Origin of the sequence: Pseudomonas sp. QD4 (genome assembly GCF_049199125.1) — a bacterium.
Taxonomy (GTDB): Bacteria; Pseudomonadota; Gammaproteobacteria; order Pseudomonadales; family Pseudomonadaceae; genus Aquipseudomonas.
In genome coordinates this window covers 792,868-813,821 of sequence record NZ_JBLZOM010000002.1, presented here as the reverse complement: position 1 = coordinate 813,821, position 20,954 = coordinate 792,868, and the positions used below count along the sequence as shown (strand labels likewise).

The 20,954-nt window shown below is 61.3% G+C and carries 20 protein-coding genes; 7 read left to right on the top strand and 13 right to left on the bottom strand.

Annotation, left to right across the window (positions count from 1 at the left end):
* Positions 1-76 precede the first annotated feature (76 nt).
* Both recA and recX read left to right on the top strand, forming a co-directional pair.
* The gene (gene recA, locus ACOZJV_RS14680; RefSeq protein ID WP_020296553.1) at positions 77-1,129 is read left to right on the top strand and encodes a recombinase RecA; all 1,053 of its coding nucleotides are present in this window, start codon (positions 77-79) and stop codon (positions 1,127-1,129) included.
* 8 nt (positions 1,130-1,137) lie between these two features.
* Complete coding sequence (recX, locus tag ACOZJV_RS14675; protein ID WP_201129693.1) at positions 1,138-1,602, top strand: recombination regulator RecX; 465 nt, start codon at positions 1,138-1,140, stop codon at positions 1,600-1,602.
* Positions 1,603-1,645: 43 nt separating this feature from the next.
* On the opposite strand, the gene ACOZJV_RS14670 is transcribed toward recX, so the two are convergent.
* Together ACOZJV_RS14670 and ACOZJV_RS14665 are read right to left on the bottom strand one after the other, a co-directional pair.
* Entirely contained in the window at positions 1,646-2,764 is a 1,119-nt protein-coding gene (locus tag ACOZJV_RS14670) for an LOG family protein (RefSeq protein WP_421547930.1), read from the bottom strand.
* A 581-nt stretch (positions 2,765-3,345) separates the two neighbouring features.
* Positions 3,346-3,771: a PA3611 family quorum-sensing-regulated virulence factor gene (locus ACOZJV_RS14665; RefSeq protein ID WP_020296550.1), complete on the bottom strand. Its 426-nt coding sequence runs from the start codon at positions 3,769-3,771 to the stop codon at positions 3,346-3,348.
* A 188-nt stretch (positions 3,772-3,959) separates the two neighbouring features.
* Between ACOZJV_RS14665 and ACOZJV_RS14660 the strand changes: the two genes are divergently transcribed.
* A complete protein-coding gene (locus tag ACOZJV_RS14660; RefSeq protein WP_421547929.1) occupies positions 3,960-4,682 on the top strand; it encodes a tRNA-uridine aminocarboxypropyltransferase in 723 nt (240 codons plus the stop codon).
* Here the strand turns inward: ACOZJV_RS14660 and ACOZJV_RS14655 are convergent.
* Positions 4,654-5,565 carry a DMT family transporter gene (locus tag ACOZJV_RS14655; RefSeq protein WP_421547928.1) on the bottom strand — a complete coding sequence of 304 codons (912 nt, stop codon included), beginning with the start codon at positions 5,563-5,565 and terminating at the stop codon, positions 4,654-4,656. The genes ACOZJV_RS14660 and ACOZJV_RS14655 overlap by 29 nt on opposite strands.
* Before the next feature lie 239 nt (positions 5,566-5,804).
* Between ACOZJV_RS14655 and erdR the strand changes: the two genes are divergently transcribed.
* Together erdR and ACOZJV_RS14645 are read left to right on the top strand one after the other, a co-directional pair.
* Complete coding sequence (erdR, locus tag ACOZJV_RS14650) at positions 5,805-6,455, top strand: response regulator transcription factor ErdR (RefSeq protein WP_020296547.1); 651 nt, start codon at positions 5,805-5,807, stop codon at positions 6,453-6,455.
* 77 nt (positions 6,456-6,532) lie between these two features.
* Complete coding sequence (locus ACOZJV_RS14645; RefSeq protein WP_078470118.1) at positions 6,533-6,895, top strand: diacylglycerol kinase; 363 nt, start codon at positions 6,533-6,535, stop codon at positions 6,893-6,895.
* On the opposite strand, the gene ACOZJV_RS14640 is transcribed toward ACOZJV_RS14645, so the two are convergent.
* Positions 6,892-7,818: a LysR family transcriptional regulator gene (locus ACOZJV_RS14640; RefSeq protein WP_421547927.1), complete on the bottom strand. Its 927-nt coding sequence runs from the start codon at positions 7,816-7,818 to the stop codon at positions 6,892-6,894. The two genes, ACOZJV_RS14645 and ACOZJV_RS14640, sit on opposite strands and share 4 nt — an antisense overlap.
* A gap of 135 nt (positions 7,819-7,953) precedes the next feature.
* Here ACOZJV_RS14640 and fpr point away from each other — a divergent pair, with 135 nt between their 5' ends.
* Positions 7,954-8,733 carry a ferredoxin-NADP reductase gene (gene fpr / locus ACOZJV_RS14635; protein ID WP_003443014.1) on the top strand — a complete coding sequence of 260 codons (780 nt, stop codon included), beginning with the start codon at positions 7,954-7,956 and terminating at the stop codon, positions 8,731-8,733.
* Positions 8,734-8,800: 67 nt separating this feature from the next.
* Here fpr and tsaA read toward each other — a convergent pair whose 3' ends face one another.
* From tsaA to rimO, 6 genes are all read right to left on the bottom strand, one after another.
* Positions 8,801-9,496 carry a tRNA (N6-threonylcarbamoyladenosine(37)-N6)-methyltransferase TrmO gene (tsaA, locus tag ACOZJV_RS14630; RefSeq protein WP_078470230.1) on the bottom strand — a complete coding sequence of 232 codons (696 nt, stop codon included), beginning with the start codon at positions 9,494-9,496 and terminating at the stop codon, positions 8,801-8,803.
* A gap of 73 nt (positions 9,497-9,569) precedes the next feature.
* Positions 9,570-10,340: an SDR family oxidoreductase gene (locus tag ACOZJV_RS14625; protein ID WP_201129702.1), complete on the bottom strand. Its 771-nt coding sequence runs from the start codon at positions 10,338-10,340 to the stop codon at positions 9,570-9,572.
* 130 nt (positions 10,341-10,470) lie between these two features.
* Positions 10,471-10,938, bottom strand: coding sequence for a DUF1456 family protein (locus ACOZJV_RS14620; RefSeq protein ID WP_020296542.1), 468 nt, complete (start codon positions 10,936-10,938; stop codon positions 10,471-10,473).
* A 75-nt stretch (positions 10,939-11,013) separates the two neighbouring features.
* Positions 11,014-11,724, bottom strand: a complete 711-nt coding sequence (locus ACOZJV_RS14615; RefSeq protein WP_020296541.1) for an rRNA pseudouridine synthase — start codon at positions 11,722-11,724, stop codon at positions 11,014-11,016.
* A gap of 82 nt (positions 11,725-11,806) precedes the next feature.
* Complete coding sequence (locus tag ACOZJV_RS14610; protein ID WP_078470121.1) at positions 11,807-12,280, bottom strand: GNAT family N-acetyltransferase; 474 nt, start codon at positions 12,278-12,280, stop codon at positions 11,807-11,809.
* A gap of 120 nt (positions 12,281-12,400) precedes the next feature.
* Entirely contained in the window at positions 12,401-13,738 is a 1,338-nt protein-coding gene (rimO, locus tag ACOZJV_RS14605) for a 30S ribosomal protein S12 methylthiotransferase RimO (RefSeq protein WP_201129708.1), read from the bottom strand.
* 368 nt (positions 13,739-14,106) lie between these two features.
* On the opposite strand from rimO, the gene ACOZJV_RS14600 reads away from it, so the two are divergent.
* On the top strand, positions 14,107-15,948 hold the full coding sequence (locus tag ACOZJV_RS14600; protein ID WP_421548324.1) for a potassium transporter Kup: 1,842 nt from the start codon (positions 14,107-14,109) through the stop codon (positions 15,946-15,948).
* Between the two features lie 62 nt (positions 15,949-16,010).
* On the opposite strand, the gene ACOZJV_RS14595 is transcribed toward ACOZJV_RS14600, so the two are convergent.
* The 3 genes from ACOZJV_RS14595 to mprF all read right to left on the bottom strand — a co-directional run bounded on the left by ACOZJV_RS14595 (position 16,011) and on the right by mprF (position 20,693).
* Positions 16,011-16,301 carry a DUF3077 domain-containing protein gene (locus ACOZJV_RS14595; RefSeq protein ID WP_421548323.1) on the bottom strand — a complete coding sequence of 97 codons (291 nt, stop codon included), beginning with the start codon at positions 16,299-16,301 and terminating at the stop codon, positions 16,011-16,013.
* Between the two features lie 460 nt (positions 16,302-16,761).
* Entirely contained in the window at positions 16,762-18,045 is a 1,284-nt protein-coding gene (locus ACOZJV_RS14590; RefSeq protein WP_078470125.1) for a virulence factor family protein, read from the bottom strand.
* Positions 18,045-20,693, bottom strand: coding sequence for a bifunctional lysylphosphatidylglycerol flippase/synthetase MprF (gene mprF, locus ACOZJV_RS14585; protein WP_078470126.1), 2,649 nt, complete (start codon positions 20,691-20,693; stop codon positions 18,045-18,047). The genes ACOZJV_RS14590 and mprF overlap by 1 nt, the downstream gene beginning before the upstream one ends.
* Positions 20,694-20,954 lie beyond the last annotated feature (261 nt).

Here is a 20,954-nt window from a genome sequence, read left to right as displayed (position 1 = left end):
TCAAGCGCTGTGGAATAATACTGGCTACTTATACAGGTGTTGGCCGTCAGGCCTTATTGATTACGTGAGGACTTTAATGGACGACAACAAGAAGAAAGCCTTGGCTGCGGCCCTGGGTCAGATCGAACGTCAATTCGGCAAGGGTGCCGTAATGCGTATGGGCGATCAGGACCGTCAGGCGATCCCGGCTATTTCCACTGGCTCTCTGGGTCTGGACATCGCGCTCGGCATTGGCGGTCTGCCAAAAGGCCGTATCGTTGAAATCTACGGTCCGGAATCTTCCGGTAAAACCACGCTGACGCTGTCGGTGATCGCCCAGGCTCAAAAAGCCGGCGCCACCTGCGCATTCGTCGACGCCGAGCACGCCCTGGACCCTGAGTACGCCGGCAAGCTGGGCGTCAACGTCGACGACCTGCTGGTATCCCAGCCGGATACCGGCGAGCAGGCTCTGGAAATCACCGACATGCTGGTGCGCTCCAACGCTGTTGACGTGATCATCGTTGACTCCGTAGCCGCTCTGGTACCAAAGGCTGAAATCGAAGGCGAAATGGGTGATATGCACGTGGGCCTGCAAGCCCGTCTGATGTCCCAGGCGCTGCGTAAAATCACCGGTAACATCAAGAACGCCAACTGCCTGGTTATCTTCATCAACCAGATCCGTATGAAAATCGGCGTGATGTTCGGCAGCCCGGAAACCACCACTGGTGGTAACGCGCTGAAGTTCTATGCCTCGGTTCGTCTGGATATTCGTCGCACCGGCGCGGTGAAAGAAGGTGATGAAGTCGTTGGTAGCGAAACCCGCGTCAAAGTCGTGAAGAACAAGGTGGCTTCGCCGTTCCGTCAGGCCGAGTTCCAGATTCTCTACGGCAAGGGCATCTACCTCAACGGCGAGATGATCGATCTTGGCGTGCTGCATGGCTTCGTTGAGAAGTCCGGCGCCTGGTATGCCTACAACGGCAACAAGATCGGCCAGGGCAAGGCCAACTCGGCCAAGTTCCTGCAGGACAATCCGGATATCGCGGCAGCCCTCGAGAAGCAGATTCGCGACAAGCTGCTGACCCCGGCTCCAGATGTCAAAGCTTCGCCAGCCAAAGAAAGCGTTGCTGACCTGGCTGATGCTGATAGCTGATTGAGCCAATGACCGCCGTACTCGATACCCTCGTCGCGGTGCGGCGAACTGCAATGGACCTGCTCGCGCGACGCGAGCATGGTCGAGTCGAGCTGACGCGTAAACTGCGTCAGCGCGGCGCCTCTCCCGAAATGATCGAAGAAGCACTTGACCGTCTGACCGAAGATGGCCTGCTCTCCGAAGCTCGTTACCTCGAAAGTTTTGTCTCCTACCGTGCCCGTTCTGGTTACGGCCCTTTGCGTATCCGCGAAGAGCTGAGTCAGCGTGGCTTGCAGCGCGGCGATATCGAACTGGCCTTGCGTGAGTCAGGTATCGACTGGCAAGAACAATTGCAGGATGTCTGGCGCCGCAAGTTTGCCGGCCATTTACCGATCGATGCCCGTGAGCGCGCCAAGCAGGGGCGCTTTTTGAGTTATCGGGGGTATTCGATGGAGTTGATCAACCGCTTGTTCAGCGGTCGATCAGACGACTGACAGTGTGGCCCTGCCCTGAAAGGTTCGGGCCACCACGTGCTGATCAAGTGACCTTGATCGGCTCCCTGACTCGATGTTGCGTCTTGGCCTGAGTATTGGCCCAGTTTTCCGGCAGGTTGATAAAGTCGATAAGTTCTCGCAGGCGACCGTTGTTGCGAGCATTGAAGGTGAATGCCAGGCGAGCCAGGTGGCTGAACTGGGGTTCGTCGTGCTCTTCGCCGCTGTAGGCATGCTGATGAAAGTGATCACTCAGGCACAAATCGGCAAAGGTGGCCTGCATCTGCTCCAGTGCCTCATCGCTGAGTTTGTGGTTCATGCGGATTACAAACTGATGCTTCAGCCAGCGGCTGGAGTGGAAGTTGGCGTAGAACTGGTTGATTTCTGCCACTGCCTCCTCGGTGCTGTGCACCAGGCGCATCAGCTTCATGTCGGTGGGCAGGATGTAATGATTGGCTTCCAGTTGCTGCTGGAGAAAGTCCAGCGCGCCTTGCCAGAAACTGCCTCCGGGAACGTCCAGCAGTACCACTGGCACCAGCGGGCTTTTGCCGGTCTGGATCAAGGTCAGGACTTCCAGGGCTTCATCCAGGGTGCCAAAACCGCCAGGGCATAGCACCAGTGCATCGGCTTCCTTGACGAAGAACAACTTGCGCGTGAAGAAGAAGTGGAACGACAACAGGTTGTGGGTGCCGCCGACCGTTGAGTTGGCGTGCTGCTCGAAGGGCAGGGTGATATTGAACCCCAGGCTGTGATCAAGGCCCGCACCTTCATGGGCTGCCGCCATGATGCCGCCGCCGGCGCCGGTGATTACCATCAGGTCGGAGCGGGCGAGGGCGGCCCCCAGTTCCCGGGCCATGCCATAGAGCGGGTGTTCGATCGGCGTGCGTGCCGAACCGAATACCGTGACTTTGCGTCGCCCCTTGAACTGTTCCAGCACGCGGAATGCATGCTCGAGTTCGCGCAGGGCCTGCAAGGTAATTTTGGCGTTCCAGCGGTTCAGGTCATCCTGGGCCATGCGTAGCACGGTCAGGATCATGTCGCGATAAAGAGGGATATTCGGGCTGTTGGGGGCAATCAGGTTGAGTTGCTCTTCGACCTTGCTAGTGAGGTCGATACCCTCGTTTTGAAAATGACGGCTGAGTAGGTCACTCGATTCATAAGGCATTAAAAACTTCTCCTTCTGCACAGAACCTTCGGCACGGGCGAGGTATTCACCAGCGCCACGACACTGCATGTGTCGCTATTCGCCCAGATTTTGGCTGAGACTTCTGACTGGTCGTGGCCGTCACTGAGTGGCCTGACGAGCAGTCATGAATACCGATTCTGCTTTTCCTTGTTTGAGACAACAGTTGCACGGCAAGACGTGATCGGGCTCCTCCAACTGCCCGGGACAGTTAACGGCAGTACGCTCTGAATGACTCGATCATGTGCCCACAAAGTCTTGCCTGGCAACAGGATATTGGCGATTTGCCAGGTGATTCAGCGACAGATCAATGTGAGCCGCCAACCCGCTATGAGCAGATAAGCACCCTATCGCGCAAACAAGACATGCAGGTGTCAGCGTCAGAGGGGTATCGCAGAGAGGGATAGGAGAACTCGGTCGTCGTCAGCTTGAGGGCCGATGTCATCGAGCATCAAGGGCATCGGCGGCGGCGCTTGCTGGATGGAAGCGCCGTGTACGTCAGATGCAGGCTTGCCGGTCGAGCTGCGGATCGATGATCGGCAGCTGCGCCAGTCAGTGGGTAATTACTTTTTCTTGGCGGGGGTGGCTGCGGGGCAGTCGGATTCCTGGAAGCGCGCCGAGGCCACTGGGCGATTGGTGCGGTTCTCGGTGAATTCGTAACGCATGATCGCGCCCCTGGCCATCAACTTGCGGTAGTTCGGGTTACGGCAAACGCTGGCGCCCAATTGCAGATACACCGCTTTGGGGTTCTCACGCATTTTTGCCGCGTGGTCGGCTTGCACGCTGAGGTGGTTGATCAGCTCTTTACCTTCAACCGTGTAGCCTTGGTCCAGGATGTTCTCGTTAACTTCCCGGGGGGTACCGACATTGCTTTCTTCAGCCACTTTCTGCAGCGTTTTGTTCAGTTCGAAGTCTTGCAACGACGCAGCCTGGGCACTGAAGGGCAGAGCCAGCAGCAGGGCAACGGTGGGGACGATAAAGCGCAACATGAAACTCTCCTGGTGCAGTGACTGATGCTTCGACCAGCCGCTGGGCTGTGCGTTCAGTGGCGCGAATTATAGGGGAGTGCTGGGAAGGCGGTACAGGTTTGCGCAGATAGCTCTGATAAACTTGCGCGACTTTTACCCTGCCGAGTGCTTTTCGTGTCGATTCTTCTGCTTTGCCGGGGCTGCTTGCGATGAGCCACGCTGTTTCCCGTTTGCGCGCCCAGCGCCTGGCCCGTGCCGTCAAACCCTTCGTTGCACGAGGTTCGCGGGCCGAACGCTGCCCCGGCTGCCGGGTTATTCCCTCCCATTGCATGTGTGCCTGGCGGCCCAAGGTTTCGGCCAGATCGGCCATGTGCCTGGTGATGCATGATGTGGAGCCGCTCAAACCCAGCAATACCGGCTGGCTGATCGCTGACGTGATCGATGAGACCAGCGCATTCCCTTGGTCGCGGACCGAAGTCGATCCCGAGTTGCTGGCGCTGATTGCCGATCCGCAATGGCAGCCGTACATCGTTTTTCCGGGGGAGTTCGTGGCGCCGGAGCGGGTGGTGAGCGAAGTTCACCTGGAAGAAGGCAAGCGCCCACTGTTTATTCTGCTGGACGCGACCTGGAGCGAAGCGCGCAAGATGTTTCGCAAGAGCCCGTACCTGGAACACTTGCCAGTGCTCAGCCTGGAGCCCGAGCAACTGTCGCGCTATAAGCTGCGACGCTCCAAGCGCGACGACCACTTTTGCACTGCGGAGGTGGCCGCGTTATGCCTGGAACTGGCCCAGGACCCGCTTGCCAGTGAGGTGCTGGACGCCTATCTGGACGTGTTCAGCACTCATTATCTGGCGGCCAAGTATCAATTGGTCATCGACCCCGATGATGAGGTCCATAACCGGCTCAAGCCCTTTCTGCCGTCTGCGCCCTAAGCCGTTGCGGCTTTCTGGGCCAGAGTTGCGCCACCAGCATACCGCTGAGCATCAGCGCACAGCCTATATAGCCGCGCATCTGCAGGGACTCATCCAGCAGCCAGGCGCCGGCAATGGCGGCGAACACCGCTTCCAGCGAGAGAATGATCGCCGCATGGGAGGCGATCGCGTCCTTTTGCGCGATCACCTGCAAGGTGTAGCCGATCCCCACGGCAATCACCCCGCCATACACGATGGCCGGGCCGGCAGCGATGATCGCGGTCCATTCAATGGGCTCAAGGCACAGGGCTAGGATCAGGCTGACCACCGAACAGGTGGCGAATTGCAGAAAGGCCAGGCGAATCGGGTCGTGACGGCTGGCGAAGATGCCGACCAGCACCACGTGCCCACCCCAGACAAAGGCGCCAATCAACTGCAGCCAGTCCCCGGAGGCCACCGTGAAGCCCTCGTTGACGCTCAGCAGAAACATCCCCACCACCGCCAGCACTGCGCCGAGCCAGGTACCCAACCCGGTCTTTTGCCCGATCAGCAGCCCCAGAAGTGGCACTACAATGACGTAGAGCCCGGTGATGAAGCTGGCATTGGTGACGCTGGTGAACATCAGTCCGACTTGTTGCAGGTTGATGCCCAGAGCCAGGGCCAGGCCCATCAGGCTGCCTCCGAGCAAAAGACCCCGGGTCAGCAGTGGCTCAGCCTTGGACTCACCGCGCTGGCGGCGCAGCACCAAGGGCAGCAGGCACAGCGAGCCGAGGGCAAAACGCAGGCCGGAATAAAGGAAAGGACCGATGTGGTCCATGCCCGTGGTTTGGGCGACAAAGGCTGAGCCCCAGATAATGGCGGTGACCAGCATCAGGACATCGGCACGCAAGGCTCGGCTTCGCATGATGGCTCTCTTATTAGTTAGCCGGCTACGATGCCGCAAAGCTTGGAACTTGACCACCCCGGCTTCGCTGGGCATGCTTGGCGCCGATTAGGGCGCGACCGAAGTTTGAAACGCCGCTTTCCCGGGCTCTTGGCGTTGATCGTGCTGTTTTCAGATGGCGCATTCTGGCGCGCATCTGTGTTGTTTTGGTGAGGACCGAATGCATCGGTTCAGCCATAAAAAACAGGATCATTTGAAAAATGGCCACATACGAAATCCTGATAGCTGATGACCATCCACTGTTTCGTGGTGCACTGCATCAGGCGCTGACCCTGGGCCTTGGCCCTGATGTGCGGCTGGTGGAGGTGGCGAGTATCGCCGAGCTGGAATCGCGCTTGAGCGAGAAGGCCGACTGGGACCTGGTGCTGCTGGACCTGAACATGCCCGGTGCCTACGGTTTTTCCGGGCTGGTGCTGTTGCGCGGTCAGTACCCGCAAATCCCGGTGGTGATGGTTTCGGCCCAGGAAGAAGCCTCGGTCATGGTGCGTTCCCGTGAGTTCGGTGCCAGCGGTTTCATTCCCAAATCCAGCCCACTGGAAGTCATCCAGAAAGCAGTGCGCAGCGTGCTCGACGGTGACGTCTGGTGGCCGCCGCAGGCGTTTGAACAGGTCAGCGTTTCTGCCGAAGCCAAGGCCGCCAGCGAGGGCCTGGCCAGTCTCACGCCGCAGCAGTTTCGGGTGTTGACCATGGTCTGCGAAGGGTTGCTGAACAAGCAGATAGCCTACGAACTGAGCGTATCGGAGGCGACGATCAAGGCCCACGTCACGGCCATTTTCCGTAAGCTCGGGGTGCGTACCCGGACCCAGGCCGCCTTGCTCCTGCAACAACTTGAGTCAATTTCCAGCCACTGATGGTCGGTTTGTTCACGCTTTTTTGACTCTTGTTGAACTAGTTTTCCCACTTCTTTTTTTGCTCAGTTGCCTACCTTATGTCGCCTTTCAAGGGTCAAACCGGTCTTAAACGCATCCTCAACGCCTCCGGCTACTCCTTCGATGGTTTGCGTGCCGCCTTCACTGGCGAAGCCGCATTCCGTCAACTGGTGCTGCTCAACGTCATTTTGATTCCGGTGAGCTTCTTGCTGTCCGTCAGCCGGGTCGAGCGCGCGTTGCTGATTGCGGTCTGTCTGCTGGCGCTGATTGTCGAACTGCTCAATTCGGCGGTGGAAGCGGCGATCGACCGGATTTCCCTGGATCGCCACCCCCTGTCAAAAAACGCCAAGGACATGGGCAGCGCCGCGCAGTTCGTGGCACTGAGCATGATTGCCGCCGTATGGGCGGTGATCCTGATCTAGGGAATGCTCGGCAGCACGATCTCGTCGCTGCGTTGCACGCCAGCTGTGAACGCGCGGCACAGCTCCAGGAACTCGCGCATGGCCGAGGTCTGGTACTTCTGCTTATGCCAGATGAAGTAGAACTGCCGGGCCAGGTCCAGGTCCGGGGTTTCCACCGGCACCAGGCTGCCACGGCGGAAGGCATCGCGCAGGGCCAGCCGAGAGATGCAGCCAATCCCCAAACCAGACTCCACCGCGCGCTTGATGGCCTCGGTGTGCTCCAGTTCCAGGCGGATATTCAGCGCGCTACGGTGATGGCGCATTGCTTGGTCGAAGGTCAGGCGCGTACCTGAACCCTGTTCCCGCAGGATCCAGGCCTCTTGGGTCAACTCCTCCATGGTGGCGTGCCCGCGTTTGGCCAGGGGGTGCTGCGGGGCGCAGAACACCACCAGCTCATCTTCGACCCAGGTCTGGACTTCGATATCAGGATGACTGCAGTCACCTTCAATTAGACCCAGATCAATTTCGTAGTGGGCGACCTGTTGCACGATATGCACAGTGTTCTGTACATGCAGCTTCACCTGGCTTTCCGGATGGACCTGCATGAAGCTGCCGATCAGCAAGGTGGCCAGGTAGTTGCCGATGGTCAGGGTGGCGCCCACCGACAGCGAGCCGAAGCCGGATTTGCCGTTGAGCAGGTCCTCGATTTCCTTGGCCTGGTCCAGCAGCGCCACCGCCTGCGGCAACAGCTGTTTGCCCAGGGCGTTGAGGCTCAGGCGCTTGCCGGCGCGGTCGAACAATTGGCAACTCGATTGCCGTTCGAGCTCACTGATCGAGGTACTCGCGGCGGATTGGGAAAGGGCCAGCAACCCGGCAGCGCGAGACACGCTCTCTTGCTGGGCAACGGCGACGAATACTTGAAGTTGACGGAGAGTAAATCGCATATCGATATAACCGATAACCCTTATCTTAATAATCCATTTAACAGATATTGTCGCCGCCATTAGAATGCTATGCAATTGTGCTCAGCTCATTGTGCACTGAGCTTGCGCAGACAACTTTCCAGGAGTTCCCCGTACATGAGCAACATGAACCACGAACGTGTCCTCAGTGTTCACCACTGGAACGACACGCTGTTCAGCTTCAAGTGCACCCGCGATCCGGGCCTGCGCTTCGAGAACGGTCAGTTCGTGATGATCGGCCTGCAACAACCCAACGGCCGCCCGCTTATGCGCGCTTACTCGATTGCCAGCCCTAACTGGGAAGAGCATCTCGAGTTCTTCAGCATCAAGGTTCCTGATGGTCCGCTGACTTCCCAACTGCAGCACTTGAAGGAAGGCGACGAGATCATCATCAGCAAAAAACCGACCGGCACCCTGGTGCTGGACGATTTGAAGCCTGGTAAACACCTGTACCTGCTCAGCACCGGTACTGGCCTGGCGCCCTTCATGAGCGTGATCCAGGATCCGGAAACCTACGAGCGTTTCGAAAAAGTGATCCTGTGCCACGGCGTGCGCTACGTCAACGAAGTCGCCTACCGCGAATTCATCACCGAGCACCTGCCGCAGAACGAGTTCTTCGGCGAGGCGCTGCGTGACAAGTTGATCTACTACCCAACCGTGACCCGCGAGCCGTTCGAAAACGAAGGCCGCCTGACCGACCTGATGCGTAGCGGCAAACTGTTCAGCGACATCGGCCTGCCGCCGATCAACCCGCAGGACGACCGCGCCATGCTGTGCGGCAGCCCGAGCATGCTCGACGAGACCAGCGAAGTGCTCAACAGCTTCGGCCTCAAGGTTTCGCCGCGTATGCGCGAGCCGGGGGATTACCTGATCGAGCGCGCCTTCGTCGAGAAGTAAGCGCCTCGCTCCACTAAAAAGCCCGCGTTGCCTGAGAAGGCAGCGCGGGCTTTTTTGTTTCTGCGGTTCAGGCGGCGGGGACCACTTCCAGCACTCGAATCAAGCCCGGCTCCGGATAATGCCAGCGCACGTCCAGGTCCCAAAATTGCGCGCCGTACTGGCGTTCCGGCGTGGGTGCCTGATAAGCCGGACGCGGATCCTGGGCCAGGCACTGCTCGATCAGCTCGACCAAGGGCTCTTGCAGGCGCTGAGCGTGCGTATGAGCCTGTTGCAGCGCTTCGTCGGCCCAATGCACCGGGATCAGTTGCGGTGCGGTGCTGGCGATGCTGTTGTGGGCGCTGTCGATGATGTCGGCGTACGGCACGTAGGGCTTGATGTCGAGGATCGGCGTGCCGTCCAGCAGATCGATGCCGGAGATCCACAGACGGCCGGCTTCAACTCTGTCCAACTTGACCACCGATTGGCCGATGCCGTTGGGGCGGTGGGTGGCGCGGGTGGCAAACACCCCCATGGATTTATTGCCGCCCAGGCGCGGCGGGCGCACCTTGAGCCGCGGCTTGTCCTCCAGCGCCTGGTGGAACACAAACAGCAGCCACACGTGGCTCACCTGCTCCAGGCCCTGGACCGCGTCGCCTTGATCGAATGGCGCCACCAGCTCCAGCACGCCGCGCGCGGCCGGGGCCAGTTGTGGCTGGCGCGGGATGGCGAATTTTTCCTTGAAGCAGGAACGCACGAAGCCGATGGGGGAAACGCTGTAGGTCATGGTCAGGGGTCGAGGCCGGGTGAGGCGCGCATGATAGCGCACCCGGCGGCCAGCGCCCGCGAACGCCGCTCCTTCAGAGGCTGAAGCCGCCATCCAGCGGGATGATGTTGCCGGTCATGTAGGCCCCGGCGGTACTCGCCAGGCTGATGGCCAGCGCGGCCATTTCCTCTTCGCGCCCCCAGCGCCCCATGGGGATCAGCGCGGTGTCTTCCGCCAGTGCCTGCTCATCGTTGCCGATGTGCTGGGTCATCTTGCTCGGAAAGCGCCCCGGAGCGATCACATTGACGTTGATGTGCTGGCTGACCAGCTCGCGGGCCAGGATCCGCGACAACTGGTGCAGGGCAGCCTTGCTCGGGCCGTAGGCGTACGCCTGTTCGCCAAAGGAAGAAATGCCCGCCACCGAGCCGATATTGATGATCCGCGCCGGGTTCTGCGCCGAGCCGGCTTTGCGCAGCAGCGGCAGACATTGCTGGATGCAGGTGAAGACCGAGGTCACGTTGAGCTGCATGACCTTCTCCCAGCCCTTGACCGGGTAGCTTTCCAGCGGTGCGCCCCAGGTGGTGCCGGCGTTGTTCACCAGGATGTCCAGTTGGGCGACCTCCTGCTCCAGCTGCGCGACCAATTGCTGCACGCCTTCTTCGGTGGCCAGGTTGGCAGCCAGCCCGCGGCATTGCCCCAGGGCGCCGAGTTCTTCGGCGGTCTGCCGGCAGGCCTCGGCATCGCGCGCGCACACGTAAACGCTGGCGCCGGCCTCGACAAAGGCCTTGGCGATCATTTTGCCGATACCACGGGTGCCGCCGGTCACCAGGGCGGTGCGGCCTTGCAGGGAGAAGTAGGGATGCATGGCGAGTCCTGAGGGCTTGGAGTAAGGGGTTACCCTAGTCGTCAGGTGGGTGCAGCGGAGCCACTATTTTTACAGGGAATACGGCGTCATGCGCGGAGGCGGTGACCGTAGTCAGCCGCCTCCGAGGTGCTCAGGGACGGACGCGCAGGGTCAGGCCCTTGAGGAAATTGCGCAGCAACTGGTCGCCGCACGGACGGTAGTTGGTGTGGCCGAACTTGCGGAACAGCGCGCTCAACTCAGGCTTGGACACCGGGAACTCGGCGGCCTTGAGGATGGCGTGCATGTCGTCTTCCTTGAGTTCGAAGGCCACCCGCAGTTTTTTCAGGATGATGTTGTTGGTCACCGGGACTTCGATCGGCTGCGGCGGACGGCTTTCGTCCTTGCCACGCTTGAAAATCACCAGGCCGTCGAGGAAGTGCGCCATGACTTCATCCGGGCAACGGACGAAGCCTTCTTCGTCTTCCTCTTTCTTGTCGAGGTAGGTCACCAGGTCGGCCAGGGCCACGTCCATGCCGCCGAGTTTGATGATCTCGATGACTTTCTTGTCGCTGATGTCGAGCATGTAGCGCACGCTGCGCAGTACGTCGTTATGAATCATGGTGTGCAATCCTGATATTCAGCAGTGGGCGCCGCATAGGCTGCGGCGCCGAAATGTAAGGCGGCGGCAGAGGTCTTAGAACTTCTCTTTGCCGGACAGGTAGCGCCATTGCCCCAGGGGCACTTTGCCGATGGACACGCCGCCGATGCGGATCCGACGGATGGCGACGACCTTCAGGCCGACGGCCTGGCAGAACAGGGCGATCACGCCCGGTTGCGGGTTTTTCATGGCAAAGCGCAGGCGGTTTTCGTTCTGCCAACTGGCCTTGACCGGCGGCAGCTCCTTGCCCTTGTAGGTCAGGCCGTGATTCAGGCGGTTCAAGCCATGAGCCACCATGTCGCCTTCAACCTCGACCACGTATTCCTGCTCGATCTTGCTGGCGTCGGCGGTGAGCTTGCGCAAAATCTTCCAGTCCTGGGTGAACACCAGCAGGCCGCTGGCGTTGGCCTGCAAGTCGCTGCTGGCGGTCAGGCGCAGGAAGTGCCCCTTGAGCGGGCGCTTGCCGTAGCGATGCTCCTCGCTCAGGGTGTCGGCGCTGATGCTGGCCATGGCGCTGTCTGCATCCATGCCCACCGGCACGTTCAGCAGAATCGTCACCGGCTCCGGTGCGGTGGCCTTGGCCTCCGGGTCGAGCTCGACCTTCTGGTTCTCGACCTTGAACTGCGGCTCGTCGATCACCTCGCCATCCACCGTGACCCAGCCGCCCTCGATGAACAGCTCAGCCTCCCGGCGGGAACAGCCGACGAGTTCGATGAGGCGTTTGGAGAGACGAATCGGGTCAGTCATGACAGGGGCCGCAGTAAAAGGGGGTGGGCATTGTACCTGCCCGGCGCCGGTTAATCCCGGGTCCATTTGCCGGTTGTGGCTTTTAGCCGCGTCCGGCTTGCAGGTGCGGCTGTTTCAAGCGCATGTGCAGCAGCGGATAAGGCTGGCCCATGCCGTCGTGTTCCGTGCGGCCGATGACTTCGAAGCCTTGCTTGAAATAGAACCCCAGGGCCTGCGGATTCTGTTCGTTGACGTCCAGCTGGCAGGCATTCAGGTGCTCGACGGCGTACTTGAGCAACTGCCGGCCCAGGCCTTGGCCGCGATGGGCCGGGTCGATAAACAGCATCTCGATCTTGCCCGCGGCCACCCCGGCAAACCCGGTGATCTGCAGGCGATGGTCGCGGGTGCAGATCAACATCACCGCATCCAGGTAGCGGGTCAGCACCAGATTTTTCAGCAGTTCGATGTAGCTGTCCGGCAAGAAGTCGTGGGTGGCGCGTACCGACGCCTCCCAGACCCGGGTCAGTTCCGCGTAGTCGCTGTTTTTCGGGGTGTGGATGATCGCGTGCTGGCGCATGCCGCCGGGTCCTGTGTTGTGCCTGGCCGCCTTGATGGAGGCCGTCTGTTGAGCAAACGATAGACCTAAAAAAGCCCCGCATCTCGGGAAGAGAGCAGGGCTTTTCGATTTTTTTACCCGTTACAGGGTTTCGGCCCACAGGTCGTATTCGTCTGCATCGGTAACCCGGCACCAGACTTTGTCGCCCGGCTTGAGATCGCCTGCGCCATCGATAAACACGTTGCCGTCGATTTCCGGAGCGTCGAAGAAGCAGCGGCCGACCGCGCCATTCTCATCGACTTCATCGATCAGCACTTCGATTTCCTTGCCGATGCGCTGTTGCAGACGCGCCGAACTGATTTCCTGCTGGTGCGCCATAAAGCGCTCCCAGCGGTCCTGCTTGACGTCATCGGGCACCACGTCCAGGTCCAGGTCATTGGCCGGCGCGCCTTCCACCGGCGAGTACTGGAAGCAGCCGACGCGGTCGAGCTGGGCTTCGGTCAGCCAGTTCAGCAGGTACTGGAAGTCTTCTTCGGTTTCACCCGGGAAGCCGACGATAAAGGTCGAGCGGATGATCAGCTCGGGACAGATCTGGCGCCAGTTCTTGATCCGCGCCAGGGTCTTGTCTTCGAAGGCCGGGCGTTTCATGGCCTTGAGGACTTTCGGGCTGGCGTGCTGGAACGGGATGTCCAGGTACGGCAGGATCTTGCCGGCGGCCATCAGCGGGATCAGCTCGTCCACATGCGGGTACGGGTACACGTAGTGCAGGCGGACCCAGACGCCGAGGCTGCTCAGGGCTTCGCAGAGCTCGGTCATGCGGGTTTTCACCGGCGCGCCGTTCCAGAACCCGGTGCGGTATTTGACGTCGACGCCATAGGCGCTGGTGTCCTGGGAGATCACCAGCAGCTCTTTCACGCCGGACTTGACCAGGCGCTGGGCCTCGTCGAGCACATCACCCACCGGGCGGCTGACCAGCTTGCCGCGCATCGACGGGATGATGCAGAAACTGCAGCTGTGGTTGCAGCCTTCGGAAATCTTCAGGTAGGCGTAGTGGCGCGGGGTCAGCTTGATGCCTTGGGGCGGCACCAGGTCGATCAGCGGGTTGTGGTCCTGGCGCGGTGGCACCACGTCGTGCACGGCGTTGACCACCTGCTCGTACTGTTGCGGGCCGGTGACGGCCAGTACGCTGGGGTGCACGTTGCGGATAGTGCCTTCTTCCACACCCATGCAGCCGGTGACGATGACCTTGCCGTTTTCCTTGATGGCTTCGCCGATCACTTCCAGGGATTCAGCCTTGGCCGAGTCGATAAAGCCGCAGGTGTTGACGACCACGACGTCAGCGTCCTGGTAGGTGGACACCACGTCATAGCCTTCCATGCGCAGTTGGGTAAGGATGCGCTCGGAGTCGACCAGGGCTTTCGGGCAGCCCAAGGAAACGAAGCCGACTTTCGGGTTGGCCGGCGTGGAGGGGGTGGACATGTCTAACCTCGGTATGGTGTCGAATCACTTGGGGGGCAAGTGCGACGGTTGGGCGCTGGCTGCGCCTCTGATCAAAAAGTGCGCAATTCTAGCGATGCTGAAAGCACTTGACCAGCTTTATGCAGGGAAATACGACGAGTGCTGCGCTATGCTTCGCGCCGTTGCTTGCTAGTGAAATGACGCAGTCAACCGTTCGTCTGTAACAACAGGTAAAACAGCGCATGCTGCGCAGGTTTTAAGGCTTGGCGTGTTTTTGTTGCCAGGCTTTTCATATCAAGCCCCGGTCTGGGTAGTAGGAGTGGTGGTAGATGGGTCAGGCAAGTAGTCAGGCGGTGGGCGGCGAGCATTCTGCGGCCAAGCCTCTGGGGATGCTGGTAGCCGCAGTCGGGGTGGTGTATGGCGATATCGGTACCAGCCCGCTCTATACCCTTAAAGAGGTGTTTTCCGGCGGCTATGGAGTCCAGGTCAACCATGATGGGGTGTTGGGGATCCTGGCGCTGATCTTCTGGTCGCTGATCTGGGTCGTGTCATTCAAATACATGATGTTCGTGCTGCGGGCCGACAACCAGGGTGAAGGCGGGATCATGGCCCTGACCGCCCTGGCGCGGCGCGCGGCGGCGGGGCACCCGAAGCTGCGCAGCCTGTTGGTGGTGTGCGGGCTGATCGGTGCGGCGCTGTTCTACGGCGACAGCATGATTACCCCGGCTATCTCCGTGCTCTCGGCGGTCGAGGGCCTGGGGCTGGCGTTCGACGGCATCGACCATTGGGTGGTGCCGCTGTCGCTGGTGGTGCTGGTGGCGCTGTTTTTGATTCAGAGCCATGGCACTGCGCGCATCGGCATCCTGTTCGGGCCGATCATGGTCACCTGGTTTGTGGTGCTCGGCGCCCTGGGGGTGTACGGCATCCTGCAGCACCCGGAAGTCCTGAACGCGATGAACCCGGTATGGGGCGTGCGCTTCTTTATCGTGCACCCGGGCATCGGCGTCGCCATCCTCGGCGCGGTGGTCCTGGCCCTGACCGGTGCTGAAGCGCTGTATGCCGACATGGGCCACTTCGGCCGCAAGCCGATTGCCCGTGCCTGGTTTATCCTGGTGCTGCCGGCGCTGGTGCTGAACTACTTCGGCCAGGGCGCCTTGCTGCTGGGCGATCCGGAAGCCGCGCGCAACCCGTTCTACCTGCTGGCACCGAGCTGGGCGCTGATTCCCCTGGTCGGCCTGTCGACCCTGGCCACGGTGATTGCCTCGCAGGCGGTGATTTCCGGCGCCTTCTCCCTGACTCGCCAGGCGATCCAGCTCGGCTACATCCCGCGCATGCACATTCAACACACTTCCAGTGCCGAACAAGGCCAGATCTACATTGGCGCGGTGAACTGGTCGCTGATGGTCGGCGTGATCCTGCTGGTGCTGGGCTTCGAGTCCTCCGGGGCCCTAGCCTCGGCCTACGGCGTCGCGGTGACCGGGACCATGCTCATGACCACGGTGCTGGTGTCGGCGGTGATGCTGCTGCTGTGGAAATGGCCACCGATCCTGGCGGTGCCGGTGTCCATTGGTTTCCTGCTGGTGGACGGCCTGTATTTCGCCGCTAACGTGCCGAAAATCGTCCAGGGCGGTGCCTTCCCGGTGATCGCCGGGATCGTGCTGTTCGTGCTGATGACCACCTGGAAGCGCGGCAAGCAATTGCTGGTGGATCGCCTCGACGAAGGTGGCCTGCCGCTGCCGATCTTTATCAGCAGTATCCGCGTGCAGCCGCCGCACCGGGTCCAGGGCACGGCGGTGTTTCTCACTGCGCGCCCGGACGCGGTGCCCCACGCCTTGTTGCACAACCTGCTGCATAACCAGGTGCTGCACGAGCAAGTGGTGCTGCTGACGGTGGTGTATGAGGATATTCCCCGGGTGCCGGCGCAGCGGCGGTTTGAGGTCGACTCCTACGGCGAGGGCTTCTTCCGGGTGATCCTGCACTTTGGCTTTACCGACGAGCCGGACGTTCCGGAAGCCCTGAAGCTGTGCCATCTGGACGACCTGGACTTCAGCCCGATGCGTACCACCTACTTCCTCAGCCGCGAGACGGTGATTGCCTCCAAGCTGGTGGGCATGGCCCGTTGGCGCGAGGCGCTGTTCGCCTTCATGCTGAAAAACGCCAACGGCAACCTGCGGTTCTTCAATCTGCCGGTGAACCGGGTGATCGAGCTGGGGACCCAGGTCGAGATGTAAGCGCTCCCCCAAAAAAGCCTCCGTTGCCTGCCGGCAGCGGGGGCTTTTTGGTTTCTGGGGGATCAATGGCAGGCGACTTCGAGGCTCAGCCCTTGCAGCACATCGTCAATCACCGCCTTGCCCAAGGCGGTCAGGTAATGGGCGGCCCAGGCGTGGCGGTCGCTGTCTCTCCTGTAGACGGCGTCCTCGGCGAAGGCCTTGGCCAGGGACAGCAGGTCGGAGGCTTGGGCCAGGGCTTCGCCGATGGGGGCGCCGGGGCTGACCTGGAATAGGGGATGGTCTGAGCAGTAGATGAAATGGGTTAAGCCGACAGTTTTCAGGTTTGATAGCTGAGGCGGGTTTGCTTTGTTTATGGTCCAACTCCTGAATTTGAGGAGCTGCCACGTTCGTTTCCAAGCGAATGGGTGGCAGCTGTGCGCAGGTTGGAAAACCGGGAACCAGGAAACCGGCAGACCTCGAAGGTCTCCCGCGCACAGCCGCCATAACTGATGGACTGCAGGCGTTAATTCGTCTGCAATCACAACGGGGGTGCTAGTTGCCCAGATTCTTCGGGTTTCCAAGCCCGGTCACTGAATAGTCAGCGACACCCGGAGCCTAGCCCGTCGAAGCGCAGGCCAACAAGGCAGCAAAGTGCCCAAAACGCACCCCCTACGCAATTCTCGGAGTTTGCCTACGAGGTCATCGGGAGTCATCCGGTATTGCGCAGCCAAACGGTACGGCATGTTGCCGCCGACCCTCGGTTCCCGGCTGCAGCACGCGTAAAAAAGCCCCCGCAACCCTAAGGCGGCGGAGGCTGTTTGCGCAGCGTCAGGATCACTCCTCGGCTTTGCTTTGGCGCTTCTCGATGGCATCCACCAGGCGCTTGGCCAGGGCCGGGTAGTTCTCGTCGAAGTGGTGGCCGCCGGGCAGCTTCATCGCTTCGCCCACGGCGGTCTTGTCGGTGCAGCCGCTTTCGTCGACTTCTTCGGCACCGTAGATGCACACCACTTTGGCGGCGGGCAGCTTGGCCATTTCCGGGCCGGTGGCGGCTTCCTTGCCGGCGTTGCCGAGCCAGCCGTCGACTTCGATCTCGAAGCTGCCGGTGCGGGCGAAGGCCAGCAGGATAATGGCATCCACTCGCTGCTGCTCGGCTTCCGGCAGGCGGTTGTAGATGGCCGGCAAGACGTCGGCACCGAACGAGTAACCGGTCAGCACAAAGCGCTTGGTGCCCCATTTCTGCCGGTAGTGCTGCATCAGCTCGGTGAGGTCGGTGGCGCTTTGTTCCGGAGTCTTGTGCTGCCAGTAGTAGCGCAGGGTGTCGATGCCCACGACCGGGAAGCCGATCTTGGCCATTTCCCCGGCCACATCGCGGTCCAGGTCGCGCCAGCCGCCGTCACCCGAAAGAAACAGGGTCACGGTGTCCTTGGCCTGGCCGGCCGGGACTTCCACCACCGGAATATTCAGGCCGCCGTTTTCCGAGCCCACCAGCAGTTTGCGCAGTTCGTTGTTCAGCACCTGGGGCAGGTGGATGTCGTAGTCGCTGATGCTGGTGGTGGCGTTCGGCGTGTCGCGTACGAAACCGGCACTTTCGTCGTCCGGGTTGTCGTTCCAGGCCACCAGCCAATGGCCGTGGGCCAGGGTTTTCGGCAGTGGGTCGCTGCAGCCCGGCTCGTTGATGGTGAAGCCCACCGACACGGCCTGGGCCTTGTCATTGTTCTGGGTCGCTACCCAGCGCCAGGCCAGGGCTGCGCCTGGGCCGATGCCGCTGACCAGGGTCGCTGGACCGTTGAGTTGGCCGAGGGCGTTTTGCAGGGCTTGTTCCTGGGCCTTGCAGTCGTCCTTGGGCACGATCACTTGCACGATCTGCGCGGCACCGCCCCGGCTCAGGGCCAGCAGCTGGTTGTCGCTGAGGGTCGCGTCGGCCAGGACCGCCACGGCCACCTGGGCCTTGGGCGTGGTGCCGGGGATGACGCGGGTCATGGTCGAGCCATCGGCCTGGCTCAGGTGTTCCAGGGTCGGCTCGGGGGCTGGACGATTCCAGAACCAGTAACCACCGCCCGCCATCAGGGCCAGCACCACCAGGGTGGCCAGTACATACCGCCAAGAGCGTTGAATCATTAGCGTTTCACCAATCCAGTCAAGCCGCCCGCGATCAGGGCGGCGGTATCGGCCAGGGCAACCAGCGGATCGAGTCCGGCGGGCACGGCCATGTAACGGGGTTCCCAGTCAGGCTGGAATTTGTCTTTGAAGCGGCGCAAGCCCTGGAAGTTATACAGTTGCTCGCCGCGGCGGAACACCATCGAACCCAGGCGTTGGGTCAGCGGTGCGCCGCGACGCGGTTGCAGGCCTGACAACGGCACCATCCCCAGGCTGAAACGGGCGTAGCCATGGTTTTTATAATGCTGGATCAAGCCGACCATCATGAATTCCATGGTCAGCTTGGGCGCGTCGGGGTGGGCGCGCATCAGGTCGAGGCTGGCCAGGTCATGGCCGTAGGTCTCGAGCAGATTGGCAAAGGCCACCGGGCGCCCTTCGAAGCGGATGATGGCGATGCGAAAGTGCTTGAGGTACTCATCGCTGAAACGGCCGAGGGAGAAGCCTTTCTCGCGCACGTTCTTGCCGGTCAGCCAGGCGTCGGAGATGACTTTCAGCTCGTCCATCGGCGCAAGACCGGGTTCGTGGATCTCCAGCGACAGGCCGTCGCGGGTGCCTCGGTTCCAGGTGTAGCGCAGGTCCTTCATCTCTTTGCCCTTGGCTTCGAGATCAAAGCGCTTGAGATCGACCCGGGCTTCTTCACCGAGCTTGATCGCGGTCAGGCCGATGTCCATGTAGTACGGCAGGTTCTCCGCACGCACCTGGTAGAACACCGGGCGCGCATGGTGGATGTCGCACAGGTCGCGGAACTGCCAGATCATCTCGGCCCGTTGCTGGGTCGGCCCGATCGGGTCGTACAGGGCCACCAGGCTGCGCCCGCGACGGGCGTACATCAGGAACGCGTCGTCGTTGGGGTGGAACAGCAGCGCCTTGTCACCGGTCAGGGCCAGGCCGCCATCGGGCTGGGAGGAGGCCATAAGGATCTTGGCGGCTTTTTCCAGCTCTTCGGGGGTGGGCAGGTGGATCACCGGGCGCGCGGTGCGCAGCAGCCAGGTCAGCGAGACCACCACCAGCAACACCGCGGCACCCAGCAGGGAGCGCAGGCCACGTGGGGCATCGGCGTCCAGGGTGAACTGCCACCACAGCTGATGGCTGTAGGGCACGTCCTGATAGGCGAACAGCAGCAGCCAGATCGAGGCCCCCAAGACGCAGACGCTGGCCACCAGGTACAGCGGCGAGAACGGCAGTTCGGTGAGACGGCTCGGGCGATAGAACGAACGCCGGAACACCGCCAGCAGGCTGGCGGTCAGGGTCATCAGGCAGGCTTCTTCCCAGTCAAAGCCCTTGAGCAGCGAGAGCAGGGCGCCCACCAGCAGCAAAATGGTGGTCAGCATCCAGGCCGCCGACAGGCGACGGCGCAGGCCCTGGGCCAATAGCAGGCAGAGCACGCCGATCAGGCTGGCGCCAAAGTGCGAGGCATCCACCAGGCGATGGGGGATCAGAAAACCGATGTGTTGCAGGCGGGTGTCGATCTCCGGCGTGGCCCCGGAAAACAGCAGCACCACCCCGGACAGGAATACCAGCACCGCCAGGATCGGCGCGGCCAGGCCAGAGGCGACGCGTAGCGATTGGCGAGACTGAAATAGCCGTTGCGCCTCATTGATCAGCAGCAGAATGCACGCCACCAGCATCGGCAGCACCACATAGATCAGCCGGTACAGCAGCAGGGCGGCGGCCAGGGGCGCGGCACCCAATTGATCGGCGAAGGCGGCCAGCAGAATCGCCTCGAACACCCCGACACCGCCGGGCACATGGCTGAGTACACCGGCGGCCAGGGCCAGCAGGTACACCAGCAGGAACGCGCCAAAGGGCGGAGCCTCGGGCAACAGCAGGTACAGCACGGTGGCGGCAGCGGCGACGTCGAATGCGGTGATCAGCAATTGCAGCAGGGTCAGGCGTCGGCCCGGCAGGCGCAGGGTGCGACGCCCGGCCTTGACCAGCAGGTTGTCGCGCAGCGGTTGTTCCGGCAGGCGCCGACGGTAAATGCCGATGGTCAGCACGGCAGCCAGCAACAGGACCGCCAGCGCAATCCCGCCCAGCAGGCTTTCCGGCAGGCGCAGGGCCGCGGAGGCCGCCGGCAGGTTGCTCAGGGTGGCCAATGCAGCCAGCGGCGGCAGCGCGCAGCCCAGGGACAGGCTGGCGAACAGGGTCATATGGGCCACATCGGAGGCGCCCACGCCATGCCGGGCATAGAGTCGGTAGCGCACCGAACCGCCGGACAGCAGTGACAGCCCGATGGCATTGCCAATGGCAAAGGCGGTGAAGCCGCCCAGGGCCAGGGTCCGCGCCGGCAAGTCGACGCCGGCATAACGGCTGGCGGACCATTCATACCCCAGGAGGATGATGAAACCGACAATGGTTGCGCCCAAGGCGCCCAGCAGCGCCGGTTTCGGCACTTCCAGAATCGAGTCATGCAGGGCGTAGAGGTCGAGCTCGCTCAGCAGGTGGCGACAGGCGATCAGGGCGATGGCGAACAGCAGCAGGGTCACGGCCAGGCCGATGGGCTGGCGGTATTTGCTCAATAGGTCCAGCCAGCGCAAACGAGTGACTGTGATCGGTTGGGTCGCTGTAACGGTATCGGTGTCTTGTGAATCAGACGAGTTGGCGCGCATCAATCACCTCTTGGATTGTGCGCGACAGGATGGAGGTATCCAGCCAAGTTACCAATCCCTGTAGAAAAAATAATTTCAAATATTAACGCGTCTTGCCATGGTCGACGACTGTGCACCCTTGCGTGTCAAAAGGGTGTCGTTTGCGACTGAGCATAGTCTGCATAAGAAGAGTCGGGGGCGCCGGCTGACGCATCGCCATACATTGCCAGATCATTGTTGCGAAAGAACTTTTTCGACGGATACAAAAAAGGCCACTCTTTC

What these genes read in the sequence shown, in the direction of transcription:
- ACOZJV_RS14615 (WP_020296541.1), bottom strand. Translation starts at nt 11,724, where the DNA reads ATGACTGACCCGATTCGTCTCTCCAAACGCCTCATCGAACTCGTCGGC.
- ACOZJV_RS14645 (WP_078470118.1), top strand. Translation starts at nt 6,533, where the DNA reads ATGTCGCCTTTCAAGGGTCAAACCGGTCTTAAACGCATCCTCAACGCC.
- ACOZJV_RS14600 (WP_421548324.1), top strand. Translation starts at nt 14,107, where the DNA reads ATGCTGGTAGCCGCAGTCGGGGTGGTGTATGGCGATATCGGTACCAGC.
- erdR (WP_020296547.1), top strand. Translation starts at nt 5,805, where the DNA reads ATGGCCACATACGAAATCCTGATAGCTGATGACCATCCACTGTTTCGT.
- ACOZJV_RS14655 (WP_421547928.1), bottom strand. Translation starts at nt 5,565, where the DNA reads ATGCGAAGCCGAGCCTTGCGTGCCGATGTCCTGATGCTGGTCACCGCC.
- rimO (WP_201129708.1), bottom strand. Translation starts at nt 13,738, where the DNA reads ATGTCCACCCCCTCCACGCCGGCCAACCCGAAAGTCGGCTTCGTTTCC.
- ACOZJV_RS14610 (WP_078470121.1), bottom strand. Translation starts at nt 12,280, where the DNA reads ATGCGCCAGCACGCGATCATCCACACCCCGAAAAACAGCGACTACGCG.
- ACOZJV_RS14665 (WP_020296550.1), bottom strand. Translation starts at nt 3,771, where the DNA reads ATGTTGCGCTTTATCGTCCCCACCGTTGCCCTGCTGCTGGCTCTGCCC.
- ACOZJV_RS14620 (WP_020296542.1), bottom strand. Translation starts at nt 10,938, where the DNA reads ATGATTCATAACGACGTACTGCGCAGCGTGCGCTACATGCTCGACATC.
- recA (WP_020296553.1), top strand. Translation starts at nt 77, where the DNA reads ATGGACGACAACAAGAAGAAAGCCTTGGCTGCGGCCCTGGGTCAGATC.
- ACOZJV_RS14670 (WP_421547930.1), bottom strand. Translation starts at nt 2,764, where the DNA reads ATGCCTTATGAATCGAGTGACCTACTCAGCCGTCATTTTCAAAACGAG.
- ACOZJV_RS14640 (WP_421547927.1), bottom strand. Translation starts at nt 7,818, where the DNA reads ATGCGATTTACTCTCCGTCAACTTCAAGTATTCGTCGCCGTTGCCCAG.
- mprF (WP_078470126.1), bottom strand. Translation starts at nt 20,693, where the DNA reads ATGCGCGCCAACTCGTCTGATTCACAAGACACCGATACCGTTACAGCG.
- fpr (WP_003443014.1), top strand. Translation starts at nt 7,954, where the DNA reads ATGAGCAACATGAACCACGAACGTGTCCTCAGTGTTCACCACTGGAAC.
- ACOZJV_RS14625 (WP_201129702.1), bottom strand. Translation starts at nt 10,340, where the DNA reads ATGCATCCCTACTTCTCCCTGCAAGGCCGCACCGCCCTGGTGACCGGC.
- tsaA (WP_078470230.1), bottom strand. Translation starts at nt 9,496, where the DNA reads ATGACCTACAGCGTTTCCCCCATCGGCTTCGTGCGTTCCTGCTTCAAG.
- ACOZJV_RS14660 (WP_421547929.1), top strand. Translation starts at nt 3,960, where the DNA reads ATGAGCCACGCTGTTTCCCGTTTGCGCGCCCAGCGCCTGGCCCGTGCC.
- ACOZJV_RS14590 (WP_078470125.1), bottom strand. Translation starts at nt 18,045, where the DNA reads ATGATTCAACGCTCTTGGCGGTATGTACTGGCCACCCTGGTGGTGCTG.
- recX (WP_201129693.1), top strand. Translation starts at nt 1,138, where the DNA reads ATGACCGCCGTACTCGATACCCTCGTCGCGGTGCGGCGAACTGCAATG.